The sequence below is a fragment of the Tabrizicola sp. T46 genome, assembly GCF_057219895.1.
This window is the reverse complement of record NZ_JBXVVV010000001.1, coordinates 240,516-253,775: the sequence shown is the minus strand read 5'-3', so window position 1 is coordinate 253,775 and position 13,260 is coordinate 240,516. Positions and strand designations below refer to the sequence as shown.

Genomic DNA, 13,260 nt, shown 5'->3' with positions numbered 1-13,260 from the left:
GGCGGGATGCAAGGCCGGGCTGCGGTGGGGGGAGGGATCGGTTGCGGGACGGGTGGCCCTGCGCTAGAAGCGGCGCATCCCGGAGACCCGTCCATGCCCGACCCGAAGAAGCTCTTCGTCAAGACCTACGGCTGCCAGATGAACGTCTACGACAGCGAGCGCATGGCCGAGGCGCTGGGCGCGGAAGGCTATGTCACGACCGAGGTCGCGGATGAGGCGGACATGGTGCTTCTGAACACCTGCCACATCCGCGAAAAGGCGTCAGAGAAGCTTTATTCCGACCTTGGCCGGCTGCGGAAACTGAAGGCCGCAAAGCCTGACCTCAAGGTCGGCGTCGCGGGCTGCGTTGCCCAGGCCGAAGGGGAAGAAATCCTGCGCCGCGCGCCGATCGTCGATCTGGTCGTCGGTCCGCAGGCCTATCACCGGCTGCCCGCAATGGTGGCGGCGGGCGGGCGGCAGGTCGATACCGACTTCCCGGTCGAGGACAAGTTCTCGCGTCTTCCCGGCCGAAAGGCCTCGCGCGGACCGACGGCCTTCCTCACGGTGCAGGAAGGCTGCGACAAGTTCTGCGCCTTCTGCGTGGTGCCCTATACCCGGGGCGCCGAGGTCAGCCGGCCCGTCACGCGGCTTCTGGACGAGGCCCGGTCGCTGGTCGCCCAAGGGGTGCGCGAGATCACGCTTCTGGGCCAGAACGTCAACGCCTATCACGGCGAAGGTCCGGATGGCGTCTGGGGACTGGCGCGGCTTCTGCGCGAGATGGCGAAGATCGAGGGCCTTGCGCGGCTGCGCTATACCACCAGCCACCCGAACGACATGGAGGACGACCTGATCGCCGCCCATGGCGATCTACCTGCTCTGATGCCCTACCTTCACCTGCCGGTGCAATCCGGGTCGGACCGCGTGCTGAAAGCGATGAACCGCAAGCACACCGCCGAGGCCTACCTGCGCCTTGTTGAGCGCATCCGTGCCGCGCGACCGGATATCCTTCTCAGCTCGGACTTCATCGTCGGCTTTCCGGGCGAGACGGATGCCGATTTCCGCGCGACGCTCGACCTGATCCGGGCGGTCGGTTACGGCGCGGCATTTACCTTCCGCTACTCGGCCCGCCCCGGCACCCCGGCGGCCGAGAAGAACCCGGTCCCGGCCGAGATCGCCGATGCCCGGCTGCAAGACCTGCAGGCGCTGATCACCGCCCAGCAACGCGCCGCACAAGAGGCGATGGTCGGGCGCGAGGTGACCGTCCTTTACGAAAAGGCCGGTCGCATGCCGGGCCAGATGGTCGGTAAGTCCGATCATCTGCACGCTGTCCATGTCGCTGATGCCGAGGGCGAGGTTGGTCAACTGGTGCGGGTGCGAATCCGCGCGTCTTCAACCAACTCGCTGGCGGGCGAACTGCTGTCGCGGATCGGCTGAAGGCGCCGCGATTGTTGCGCGAACGCTCAAGTTCCGCGCCGTCGAGCCAGTTATCCACGAGATTCTGCCCCGACGGAACCTTCGGACTTTCCCTAAACCCTGCGGTCGTTCTATTGCAGGCAACGACAGGTGGTGTGAGTCGCGCGCGCCTGCAGAGACGGGGAGACAGGGGTTCATGGCGAATTCGGGCATGGTCCGGCGCGGGCTGGTTCTGCTGTGCGGGGGTTTTTTGATTGCCCTCGGCGCGGCCGCTTCGGCGCAGGAGGCCGATCTTCAGGGCCGGTCGGTCACCGGCAAGATCGACTGGGGCATTTGGGTCGATCCCGATGGCTGCCAGCACTGGTGGGCCGATGGCGGCACTGAAGGCTATATGGTGGCGCGCCGCGACCCGAAAACCGGCAAGCCGGTCTGCCTGAAGCAGTCAAGCTGCCTGACCGAAAGCACCGACGCCTATTTCGATACGGCAAGCGCCATGCTCAGCGCCGAAGGCCGCGCAAAGCTTGAAACCTTCTTCACCACGTCCGACGCCTTTTCCTACACGGTGGCAGGCCATACCGACAGCCGGGGGTCGGACGCCTACAACCAGACCCTGTCCGAAGCCCGGGCCAAGGCGGTGGCCGATGTCGCGCGCTCGGTGGGTGCAGTGGTGGACAGCGAGACCGGCTTCGGCGAAAGCCAGCCAGTCGCCTCGAACGCGACCGCCGCAGGCATGGCGAAGAACCGCCGTGTCGAAGTCCTGTGCAAGAAGGGGTGAGGTGATGATGCTTGCAGGACCTCACATGCCCCGCTTCACTGCCGCTGCTTCGGTGCGGCCGACCCTGATGCTGATCCTGGTCGCAGGTCTTTCGGGCTGCGGTGCCTATACCGAAGGCTTCGGCTTTGAAGGCACCCAGCCCTATTCCGGCCCCGACTCGGTCATTGCCGTTGGCGAGGACCAGGGCGTCGACAACCGCAATCTCGTCGACGGACAGGCGGGCATCGCCTATGATCCCGACGGCTGCCAGGTCTGGATCATCGACGACGGGATCGAAGGCTATGCCACCGCGCGCTTTGATCCGAAAACCGGGCTGCCGGTCTGTGACGGGCGCTATCCGCCCGGAACGGTGCTTGGTCCCTACGAATCTTCCAACGCGCCCTTCCCCGACCGCGTGTCGGGCCCGCGCGGGAACCCAAGCGCGAACTAGGCGTTCTTGACGCGGGCACCCGGGCTTCGGCGATTGCCGGAGCCCTTTTTCTTTGCGGCAAGGCCTTGGCTGTCACGAAACCTGCATCTTTCCGCACAAGACTTTGTGGTGGCAGCGGGTTTCGCTTGCCAGATCACGTAGGCAGGGGCAGACTTTCCCCGTGGCCCTGACAAGAAGGAGCGCCCGCTTGGGCATCAGCGCGCTGACCCCCCCGACCGCCGAGGATATCATCGAGACTGTCCTTGAATTCCCCGACAACCGGCTTCTGATCGACCTTTGCGGCGAATTTGACCGCAACCTCGCTCAGGTCGAACACCAGATGGGGGTGCATATCCTGAGACGGGGCAACCGTCTTGCGGTGATCGGCGAAAAGGGTGCGCGGGAACAGGCGGCAGCGGTGCTCCGGTCGCTTTACGCCCGGTTGGAATCAGGCCGGGGCGTCGCGGCAGGCGATATCGACGGGGCGATGCGGATGGGCCGCCCGGTGGGTGAGGCGGAAGGCATCGACCAGGGGGAACTCTTCCAGACCGGGATGGAGATCCGCACCCGGAAAAAGCCAATCGAACCCCGGACCGAGGCGCAGAAGGCCTATGTGGCGAACCTCTTCCAGAACGAACTTGGCTTCGGCATCGGCCCGGCGGGGACGGGGAAGACCTATCTCGCCGTCGCGGTCGGGGTGACGATGTTCATCTCCGGCGCGGTCGAGAAGATCATCCTTTCCCGTCCGGCGGTCGAGGCGGGCGAAAGGCTCGGCTTCCTGCCCGGCGACATGAAGGAAAAGGTCGATCCTTACATGCAGCCGCTCTACGACGCGCTGAACGATTTCCTGCCGTCGAAGCAGGTGGAAAAGCTGATGCAGGAAAAGCGGATCGAGATCGCGCCGCTGGCCTTCATGCGCGGTCGGACGCTGTCGAACGCCTTCGTCGTCCTGGACGAGGCGCAGAACGCGACCGCCATGCAGATGAAGATGTTCCTGACGCGCCTGGGCGAGGGGAGCCGCATGGTCATCACCGGCGACCGCACGCAGGTGGACCTGCCGCGCGGCACCGCCTCGGGCCTGGCCGAGGCCGAGCGGATCCTGAAAGGGGTAAAGGGCGTCAGCTTCAACTACTTCACCTCGCAGGACGTGGTGCGCCACCCCCTGGTCGCGCGGATCATCCAGGCCTACGAAGCCGACGAAAGCGCCGGCTGACCGGGCGAAGGAAGCGGAGCGCTGGCGCGCAAGCCTTTCCTCTCGTTGTCGGCCTTCGCCTCCTCCTCGGCTGACGAGGGGCGCTGCTCCTCGAGCTCCCCGGGATATGTTGACAGAAAGGAAAGCCAAAGGGGCGGTTTGACCTCTCGCCAGGGCCACGATAGGGGAGGCGGATGGAGCTGGTCGAGACCCTGATCGAGGATGCGCGCTGGGAGGCTTTCGGCCTTCCCGCCCTCGCCGAACGCGCCAGCCGCGCCACGCTGGCGGCGCTTGAGATTCCGGTCGAGGGGTTCATGGTCAGCCTGATGGGCTGCGACGATGCCCGCATCGCCGCGCTCAATGCAGATTTCCGCGGCAAGCCCCAGCCCACAAACGTGCTGAGCTGGCCCTCGGAAGAGCGGGCGGCCGAGACCCCGGGCGGCATGCCCGACCTGCCCGAACCGGGCGCGGCGGACGACCCCGAATCCCTTGGCGACATCGCCATCGCCTGGGAGACCTGCGCCCGTGAGGCCGAGGCCGCGGCCAAGCCGATGCAGGACCACGTGACCCACCTTGTCGTCCATGGCGTGCTGCATCTGCTGGGCTTCGACCACATCGATGAGGCGGATGCCGCTTGTATGGAGGCGCTTGAGGTGCGGATACTTGCAACGCTCGGGCTTTCTGACCCATACTGAGGCGGTACCCGCAGGACGGGTACGTTCTGGAAAAAGGACCGATGGGCAGTAGCACCGACGGGTCAGCCGCGGCGCAGGGCGCGCTGCAGGACTTGGCCGATGACACGACTTCCGACCAGGGCCAGAAGGGCTTCTTCGGTCGGCTGCTTTCCGCCTTTACTCCCACCTCGGACAGCGCTGGCGACAGTGCCCCGCAAGCCGCCCCTTCGGCCAGCACCGCCGCAGGTCTTGGCGCGCTGCGCCGCATGCGTGTGGATGACGTGGCGATCCCCAAGGCCGAGATCGTGGCCGTGCCGCTGGACATCGGCAAGGACGAGCTGGTCGAGGTCTTCCGCCAGCACGGCTTTTCCCGCCTGCCGGTCTACAAGGGCACGCTTGACCATCCGCAGGGGCTGGTGCTTCTGAAGGACTTGGCCCTTCAGCACGGCTTCGGGGCTACCGGGCGGTTCAGCCTGAAGCGGCTTCTGCGCCCGATCCTTTACGCGCCCCCGTCGATGCCGACCGGGGTCCTGCTGCAGAAGATGCAGAAGGACCGCGCCCACATGGCGCTGGTGATCGACGAATACGGCGGGGTCGACGGCCTTGTGACCATCGAGGACCTGATCGAGACCGTGATCGGCGAGATCGAGGATGAGCATGACGAGGACGAGGGTGCCCTCTGGGTCGAGGAACGGCCCGGCGTGATCCTTGCCCAGTCCACCGCGCCATTGGAAGAGATCGAGGCCGCACTTGGCCTTGCCCTCCGCGCCGGGGAAGAGGACGAAGAGATCGACACGCTGGGGGGGCTTGTCTTCCTCCGCTCGGGCCGGGTGCCTGCGCGGGGCGAGGTGATCCCGCACGAAAGCGGCGTCCAGTTCGAGATCGTCGATGCCGACCCGCGCCGGATCAAGCGGCTGCGGGTGCGGCTGCCGTCGGCGCAAGGCACGGCTCCGCCTCCGGCAAAGACGGACGCGGCCTGAGGCATGGGTCCTGATGCCTGGCTGACGGGCTGGCGCCGTCTGGTCGCGGCGGCCCTTCTCGGGGTGGCTGCGGCGCTGGGCCAGGCACCCTGGCACCTGTACGGCGTGACACTTCTGGCGCTGGCGGGACTGATCTGGCTGGTCAGCCAAGCCGGGTCTGCGCGCGCTGCCTTCTGGATCGGGGTTGCCGCTGGCACCGGGCATTTCGCCCTTGCCCTTTCCTGGATCATCGAACCCTTCCTGATCGATGTTGCCCGCCACGGCTGGATGGCCCCCTTCGCGGTTGTCCTTCTCTCCTCGGGCCTCGCCCTCTTCTGGGCCGCAGCGGCGGCCCTCGCCCTGCGCTTCCCGCGCCCGGCGCTGGCTTTCGTGGTAGCCTTCACCGCGCTCGAATGGCTGCGTGGTGTGATCCTGACCGGCTTTCCCTGGGCGATGGCCGGGCATGTCTGGATCGGTTCGCCCGCTGACCAGCTTGCCGCCCTGCTCGGACCGTCGGGGCTCACCCTCCTGACCCTTCTGGCCGCCGCACTGCCAGTCGCCCTTCGCTGGCGCGGCCTTGCGCTTTCGGCCGCGGTGCTGACCGCTGCCGTCGGCTTCGGCACCTGGCGTCTTGCCCAGCCCTTGCCCGCCGACGGCGCGGCCACACTCCGCCTTGTCCAGCCCAATGCCGCCCAATCGCTGAAATGGGACGAGACGCTGGCGCGCAGCCATCTTGACCGCCTTCTCGCCCTGACCGCCGAAGGTGCGGGCGCCGACCTGACGATCTGGCCGGAAACGGCGGTGCCCTACATGCTGGAATACGCGCCTTCGGTGGCGGGGATGATCACCGAGGCCTCGCAGGGCCGCCCGGTCGCCACTGGCATCCAGCGCGAAGAGGGGGCGCTTTTCTTCAACAGCCTGCGCGTCCTGACCGGGACGGGCGAGGAAATGGCGCGCTACGACAAGCACCATCTGGTGCCCTTCGGCGAATACGTGCCGTTCGGCGACCTTGCCTATCGCTGGTTCGGGATCTCTGCCTTTGCCGCACAGGCCGGGTCCACCTATTCGGCGGGGCCGGGGCCCAGGGTCCTCGACCTTGGCCCCCTCGGCCGGGTCCTGCCGCTCATCTGCTACGAGGCAGTCTTTCCCCGCCTTGTGAACGCCGCCCCGGAACGGGCCGACTGGATGCTGCAGATCACCAACGACGCCTGGTTCGGCATCCGCACCGGTCCGTTCCAGCACCTTGACCAGGCGCGCCTTCGCGCGGTGGAACAGGGGCTGCCGCTGATCCGGGTTGCCAATACCGGCGTTACCGCCGTGATCGACGCCCGGGGCCGGATCCGGCAGGAATTGCCCTTTGGCGAGGTCGGGGTGCTTGACACCACACTTCCCGCGGCCCTCCCGCTGACGCCCCATTCCCGGACGGGCGATCTGCCCGTCATGCTGATGCTTGCCGGCCTCGCCCTCCTTGCCTTGCGCCGTCCACGCGTGGCCGCCCATTGACGGCAGGGTTGCCGGCAGCTAAGCGCAAATGGAACCGCCACAACGGCTTCCTGACGTGGCGGGGATCAACCGAATGGAGCACTTCCCCATGAGCCGCCTTGATTACGTCTTCACCTCGGAATCCGTTTCCGAGGGGCACCCCGACAAGGTGTGCGACCGGATTTCCGATGCCGTCCTTGATGCCTTCCTGAAGGAAGAGCCGAACGCCCGCGTCGCCTGCGAGACCTTTGCCACCACGAACCGGGTGGTCGTCGGCGGTGAGGTGGGCCTGTCCTCGAAGGACGCCACCCATGGCATGATGGCCCGGATCGACGGCATCGTCCGCGACTGCGTGCGCGACATCGGGTACGAGCAGAAGAAGTTCCACTGGGAAAAGATCAAGGTTCACAACTACATCCACGAACAGTCGGCGCATATCGCGCAGGGCGTGGACCGTGACGGCGCGGGCGACCAGGGCATCATGTTCGGCTACGCCACGCTCGAGACGCCCGAATTCATGCCGGCGCCCATCCAGTATGCCCATGCGATCCTCCGCCGCCTGACCGAGGCGCGGAAATCCGGCGCCGAGCCGACGCTGGGGCCGGACGCCAAAAGCCAGCTCACCCTGCGCTATGCCAACGGCAAACCCGTCGAGGTGACCTCGATCGTCCTTTCGACCCAGCACACCTCGAAGCGCCAGACCTCGAAGGTCATCCGCAAGATCGTGGAGCCCTATATCCGCGAGGTGCTGCCCGACGGCTGGATCACCCGGAAGACTGAATGGCACGTCAATCCGACCGGGACCTTCGTGATCGGCGGACCGGACGGCGACGCGGGCCTGACGGGGCGCAAGATCATCGTCGACACCTATGGCGGGGCCGCCCCGCACGGCGGCGGCGCGTTCTCGGGCAAGGATCCGACGAAGGTCGACCGCTCGGCGGCCTATGCCGCGCGGTATCTGGCGAAGAACGTGGTCGCAGCCGGGCTGGCCGAACGCTGCACACTTCAGGTGAGCTATGCCATCGGCGTCGCCAAGCCCCTGTCGATCTACGTCGACACCCACGGCACCGGCCAGGTCGAGGCCGCCCGGATCGAGAAGGCCGTGGCCGAGGTGATGGACCTGACCCCGCGCGGTATCCGCACGCATCTTGACCTGAACAAGCCGATCTACGCCCGCACCAGCGCCTACGGCCACTTCGGCCGCGCGCCGGATGCGGATGGCGGCTTCTCCTGGGAACGGACCGACCTTGTCGAGGCGCTGAAGAAGGCCGTCTGACCTTTTTCCGGGGGGCCGCCCTCGGGGCATCGAGACCCTCGGACGGCGTCGCCACGTTGGGCTCCGGGCTTCCCTTGACCCTTCGGCCCCGCTCTGCTTGAAGGCCCCGGATCAGCTTCGGGGCCTTTTCACATGACGGATGTCGGCGAACGCCGCAACTTCTATGGCCGCATCCGCGGCAAGACGCTGCGTGCCAGCCAGAAGGAGTATCTGGATCGGGACCTTGGTCCTCTGACCCTGCGCGGCGTGACGCGCGAGGATAACCCCGCCCGGACGCCGCTCGACCTCGGCTTCGTGAAGGGTCCCCTCTGGCTCGAGGTCGGCTTCGGCGGCGGCGAGCATCTGGTCCACATGGCCGCCGCGAACCCTGGCGTCACCCTCATCGGGGCCGAGCCCTTCGTGAACGGCATTGCGATGCTCCTTGGCAAGATCCGCGGGGCGGGGGTCCGGAACCTCTGGCTTCACCCCGGCGACGTGCGGGACCTCTTCGATGTCCTGCCCGACGCCTGCCTCTCGAAGGTGTTCCTCAACTACCCCGACCCCTGGCCCAAGGCGCGCCACCACCGCCGCCGGTTCGTGACACCCGAATATCTGAACCCGCTCGCCCGCGCTATGATCCCGGGGGCGGAGTTCCGCGTGGCGACAGACATTCCCGACTATGTCCGCCAGACCTTGGAGGAGGTGCCCCCTGCCGGGTTCACGCTTGTCCATCAGGCGGGGCAGGGCGGGGCGTGGGAGGACTGGCTTTCCACCCGCTATGAACAGAAGGCCCTCCGCGAAGGCCGCCAGCCGCACTACCTGACTTTCCGGCGCACCTGAGCCTCTCTTCGCTCCCCGTCGGTCGCTCATCGCCGGGCCGACCGCGAAGACCGACCGGAGGGAAGGGATGAGCGCCCCGTTACCCCGCCTTGCCCCCCAGGTCCTCAAGGATCGGACAATCAGGCCGATCATCCCCCGCGCAGGCGTGGACAAGGTGGCGCAGGGTGGCCTGCATCGCCTGCATCTCGGCGATCCGCGCCTCCAGTGCTGCGACCTGAACTTCCGCCAGATGCTTCACATCCGCACTTGCCCGCGACCGGTCCTGCCACAGCGCCAGCAGCTCGGCCACCTTCTCCATCGGAAAGCCAAGGTCGCGCGCCCGGCGGATGAAGCGCAGCGTCTGCACCTCCTTCGGGCCATAGGTACGGTAGCCCGACCGCGTGCGCCCTGCGGCGGGGATCAGGCCCGTCGCCTCGTAGTAGCGGATCATCTTGGCCGAGACGCCCGAGGCCTCCGCTGCTTCGCCGATGTTCATGCTGTGGCTCCATAGCGTTTCAGCCGCAGGGCATTGGTCAGGACAAAGACCGAGGACAAGGCCATCGCCCCCGCTGCAAGGACAGGAGAGAGTAGGATGCCGAAGGCCGGGTAGAGGATGCCCGCCGCCACCGGGATCAGCGCGGCATTGTAGGCAAAGGCCCAGAAGAGGTTCTGACGGATGTTCCGCATCGTCGCGCGCGAAAGCCCGATCGCCTGGTCCAGCGCGGGGAGGCGCCCGCCCACCAGCACCACATCCGCCGCCTCGATCGCGACCTCGGTGCCGGTGCCCATGGCGATGCCCACATCCGCCTCGGCCAGCGCGGGCGCGTCGTTGATCCCGTCGCCGGCAAAGGCGAGACGTCCCTTCGCCTTCAGGTCATGCAGCGCCTTGACCTTGCCCTCGGGCGTGACCTCGGCCACGACCTCGTCGATCCCGAGGTCGCGCGCGATGGCCCCTGCCGTCCGGGCATCGTCGCCGGTGATCATCGCCAGCCGCAGGCCCCGCGCCTTCAAGGCCGCGATGGCCCCCGGCGTTTCCGCCTTCACCGCATCGGCGACCGAGATCAGCGCCACCGCCCGCCCGCCTTTCGCGGCATAGACCGGGCTTTCGCCCCGGTCGGCAAGCTCCGCCGCCTTTCCCGCGAAAGCGGAAATGTCGATCCGCCGTGCTGTCATCTCTCGCGCCGCACCGACCACGATCTCCTCGCCCGCCACCCGGGCCGAGACCCCATGCCCGGGGCTGGCGCGGAACCCTTCCGCAACGGGCAAGCCCATCCCCTCAGCCGCCGCCACGATGGCGCGGGCGACGGGATGTTCCGACGCCGCCTCGACCGCCGCGATCAGCGGCAACAGGCCCTCGCGCGTCTCGCCCGCCGCCACGTGAAACGCCAGCAGGCGCGGCTTGCCTTCTGTCAGCGTGCCGGTCTTGTCGAAGGCCACGACCTCCACCCCCTCCAGCGCCTGCAATGCCTCACCCTTGCGGAAGAGGATACCCAGTTCCGCCCCCCGCCCGGTGCCGACAAGGATCGAGACTGGCGTCGCCAGCCCCATCGCGCAGGGGCAGGCGATGATCAGAACCGCGACCGCATTGACCAGCGCCATCGGCAGCGCCGGGGCAGGGCCGAGAAGCAGCCAGAGGACAAAGGTCGCCAGCGCCGCCGCGATCACCGCCGGGACGAACCAGAGCGTCACCTTGTCGACCAGCGCCTGAATCGGGAGTTTCCCGCCCTGCGCCGCCTCGACCATGCGGATGATGCGCGATAGCATCGTATCCGCACCCACCGCCACCGCCTGCATCGTTAGCGCCCCGGCCTGGTTCACCGTGCCGCCGATCACCGTATCGCCCGGACCCTTCGCCACCGGCACCGGCTCGCCCGTCACCATCGCCTCGTCGACCCAGCTTTGCCCTTCGACCACACGGCCATCGACCGGCACCCGTTCACCCGGCCGAAGGTCCAGGATGTCCCCCGGCCGCACTTCGGCTACGGCCACGTCGACGGACCCGCCATCCCGCCGGACATGGGCCACGGCCGGCTGCAACTCCACCAACCGCCGGATCGCCTGCGACGACCGCCCCTTCGCCCGCGCTTCCAGCAGCCGGCCCAGAAGGATCAGCGTCACGATCACCGCCGCCGCCTCGAAGTAGACGGCGATCGTGCCAGGCGGGAGGAGCGCGGGCAAGAAGGTCGCCAGCGTCGAATAGGCCCAGGCCGCCCCTGCGCCGAGCGCAACAAGGCTGAACATGTCGGGCGCGCCCTTGAAAAGGTTCGGCAGCCCACGCGCAAAGAACCGCCGTCCGGGGAAAGCAAGGACGATCGTGGTCAGCACGAACTGAAGCAGCCAGCTTGTGCCCTGGCCGATGGTCGCGTGGACCCAGTGATGAATCGCCGGCACCAAGTGCCCGCCCATTTCCAGCACGAAGACCGGCAACGTCAGCGCCGCGGCAAGCAGAAGATCGCGCTTCAGCCTTGCCTCCTCGGCTTCGGCCCGGGACTTGGCGTCATCGGCCGGGGCGTCCGGCCCCCACACCGCCAGCCGCGCCTCGTAGCCCGCTCCCTTGACCGCGGCGACAAGGGCCTCCGCCTCTGCCACGCCCACGACCTCGGCCGTCTCGGTCGCAAGGTTCACCCGCGCTTCGGACACGCCCGGCACCGCCTTCAGCGCCCGCTCGACGCGCGCCACACAAGAGGCGCAGGTCATGCCGATGATGGAAAGTCCCGTGCTGCGGGCCGGCACGGAGTATCCGGCCCCTTCCACCGCCGCGACCACCGCTGCGACGCCTGCCGTGCCTTCGACCTCGGCCTGCGAGGTCGCCACGTTCACCGCCGCCCCGGTCACCCCGGGTACCGCCTTGATCGCACGTTCGACCCGCGCCGCGCAGGACGCACAGGTCATGCCCTCGACGGGCAGGTGAATGGTCTGATGCTGGGTCATGGCAGGTCCTCCCGACCTTGGGACCTGCCCTAGATAAGGCTTCCCATGATGGGAAGGTCAAGGCCTCCGGATCAGAAAAGGCGACCCCATGCCGACGCCAGCGAAAACCGGGTTAACGTGACCGCTCGGAAGCTCCTAGAGCTCCAGCCGGTCCGCCACCCAGACGCCCATCGCCTGCACCATGTCGTCGCGCCAGCTCAGCGGCCCGGGCCGGTACAGCGCCGAGGCAAGCGCCCGCTGCTGCTTTTCCAGGATCCCCACATCCTCGCGCGCCACCCGCTCCCAGCGGTCATAATAGGGAGCGGCACGCTCGGCGAAATCGGGCTGGTCAAGGCGATCCGCCGGAAAGCAGCCCCCGACCTCCAGGAGCGTCCGGTTCTCGCTGACGGGCAGGGTGTTCAGCCACCACAGGCAATCCTGCGCCACCGCAAACTGGACCGTCGGCAGGACGACGGTGAAATACGTCCCCTGCTTCGCCTCGTCATCCAGCCCCGCGATCGGGTCGAACGGCGGCACCGCATCGGTCAGCGTGGCGATCGACCGGCCCGAGATCACCTGGATGCAGATCCAGTCACCCTTCGTCACCGGTGTCCGCGACTGCTGCGCGCCCACCGTGTTCTTGTGGACGATCCCGGTGTGATAGGTCTCCATCGCGTTTTCCAGGATGAGCTTCCAGTTGCAGGCCACGTCCAGCGTGACCTTCCAGGTGCAGCGCATCTGGCCCAGCTTGTGGCTGGCCATCCGGTCGGGAAAATCCCCCAGATGCTCCCGCAAGGTCGGCCCGTCGTTGGTGAAGCGGGCAAAGACGAACCCCTCCCAGCTGTCAAGGTCCAGCGCCACAAGGCCGTTCTCCACCTTGTCGAAGCCCTCGGCGTCCTTCATGTCCGGGCAGCCGTAAAGCCGCCCGTCGTTCAGATAGCTCCAAGCGTGATAGGGGCAGGTGATCCTCCCGCCGACATTGCCCTTGCCCTCCAGAAGGATCGAGCCCCGGTGCCGGCAGTAGTTGGCAAAGCAGCGCAAGCGCCCGTCATTCCCCCGGATCAGCAGGATCGGCCCGCCGGGACTGTCGAAGGCGCGGTAGTCGCCCGGGTGCGGCAGTTCCTCGTCAAGCGTCAGGAAGAACCAGTGCTTCAGGAACACCCGTTCCCGTTCCGCCGCAAAGATCGCGGGGTCGGTGTAGAACCCCGCCGGCATGGACCGCGCCCGGTTCAGCGGTTCCTTCGCGGCCGCAAACTCGCGATGGTCAAGGCTCATCCTGTACCCCCTGTCTCCCACCCCCGGCAGATGCCTGACTGTGCCGCCAAGGCCCACCAGATGACAAGCCCGCCCGACGATTTGCCGTGCAAGGACGGGGCCAGAGGCGTAGGGTAAG

The 13,260-nt window shown here is 67.4% G+C and carries 12 protein-coding genes and 1 riboswitch; of the genes, 9 read left to right on the top strand and 3 right to left on the bottom strand.

All coding sequences use genetic code 11. The features are described 5' to 3' along the window. The first annotated feature begins 93 nt into the window (after positions 1-93). The 9 genes from miaB (at position 94) to trmB (ending at position 8,978) form a co-directional block, all read left to right on the top strand. A complete protein-coding gene (miaB, locus tag AC2D9V_RS01300) occupies positions 94-1,413 on the top strand; it encodes a tRNA (N6-isopentenyl adenosine(37)-C2)-methylthiotransferase MiaB (protein ID WP_484712226.1) in 1,320 nt (439 codons plus the stop codon). Positions 1,414-1,588: 175 nt separating this feature from the next. Continuing rightward, the gene (locus AC2D9V_RS01295; protein ID WP_484712225.1) at positions 1,589-2,167 is read left to right on the top strand and encodes an OmpA family protein; all 579 of its coding nucleotides are present in this window, start codon (positions 1,589-1,591) and stop codon (positions 2,165-2,167) included. Between the two features lie 25 nt (positions 2,168-2,192). Further along, complete coding sequence (locus AC2D9V_RS01290; RefSeq protein ID WP_484712224.1) at positions 2,193-2,597, top strand: hypothetical protein; 405 nt, start codon at positions 2,193-2,195, stop codon at positions 2,595-2,597. A gap of 187 nt (positions 2,598-2,784) precedes the next feature. After that, complete coding sequence (locus tag AC2D9V_RS01285; RefSeq protein WP_484712223.1) at positions 2,785-3,789, top strand: PhoH family protein; 1,005 nt, start codon at positions 2,785-2,787, stop codon at positions 3,787-3,789. Positions 3,790-3,962: 173 nt separating this feature from the next. Next, entirely contained in the window at positions 3,963-4,463 is a 501-nt protein-coding gene (ybeY, locus tag AC2D9V_RS01280) for an rRNA maturation RNase YbeY (protein WP_484712222.1), read from the top strand. Positions 4,464-4,504: 41 nt separating this feature from the next. Next, complete coding sequence (locus AC2D9V_RS01275) at positions 4,505-5,422, top strand: transporter associated domain-containing protein (protein WP_484712221.1); 918 nt, start codon at positions 4,505-4,507, stop codon at positions 5,420-5,422. 3 nt (positions 5,423-5,425) lie between these two features. After that, positions 5,426-6,904 (top strand): apolipoprotein N-acyltransferase, encoded by a 1,479-nt coding sequence (gene lnt, locus AC2D9V_RS01270; protein WP_484712220.1) that lies wholly within the window; start codon positions 5,426-5,428, stop codon positions 6,902-6,904. A gap of 31 nt (positions 6,905-6,935) precedes the next feature. Then, a riboswitch (SAM-SAH riboswitch) is annotated at positions 6,936-6,985 on the top strand. Between the two features lie 7 nt (positions 6,986-6,992). Further along, entirely contained in the window at positions 6,993-8,159 is a 1,167-nt protein-coding gene (gene metK / locus AC2D9V_RS01265) for a methionine adenosyltransferase (RefSeq protein WP_484712219.1), read from the top strand. 132 nt (positions 8,160-8,291) lie between these two features. Continuing rightward, the gene (trmB, locus tag AC2D9V_RS01260) at positions 8,292-8,978 is read left to right on the top strand and encodes a tRNA (guanine(46)-N(7))-methyltransferase TrmB (RefSeq protein WP_484712218.1); all 687 of its coding nucleotides are present in this window, start codon (positions 8,292-8,294) and stop codon (positions 8,976-8,978) included. A gap of 79 nt (positions 8,979-9,057) precedes the next feature. Here trmB and cueR read toward each other — a convergent pair whose 3' ends face one another. From cueR to AC2D9V_RS01245, 3 genes are all read right to left on the bottom strand, one after another. Continuing rightward, on the bottom strand, positions 9,058-9,453 hold the full coding sequence (gene cueR, locus AC2D9V_RS01255) for a Cu(I)-responsive transcriptional regulator (protein WP_484712217.1): 396 nt from the start codon (positions 9,451-9,453) through the stop codon (positions 9,058-9,060). Next, entirely contained in the window at positions 9,450-11,888 is a 2,439-nt protein-coding gene (locus AC2D9V_RS01250) for a heavy metal translocating P-type ATPase (RefSeq protein WP_484712216.1), read from the bottom strand. Before AC2D9V_RS01250 ends, cueR begins: the two co-directional genes overlap by 4 nt. A 135-nt stretch (positions 11,889-12,023) precedes the next feature. Further along, on the bottom strand, positions 12,024-13,142 hold the full coding sequence (locus tag AC2D9V_RS01245; RefSeq protein WP_484712215.1) for an aromatic ring-hydroxylating oxygenase subunit alpha: 1,119 nt from the start codon (positions 13,140-13,142) through the stop codon (positions 12,024-12,026). Between the last annotated feature and the right edge of the window lie 118 nt (positions 13,143-13,260).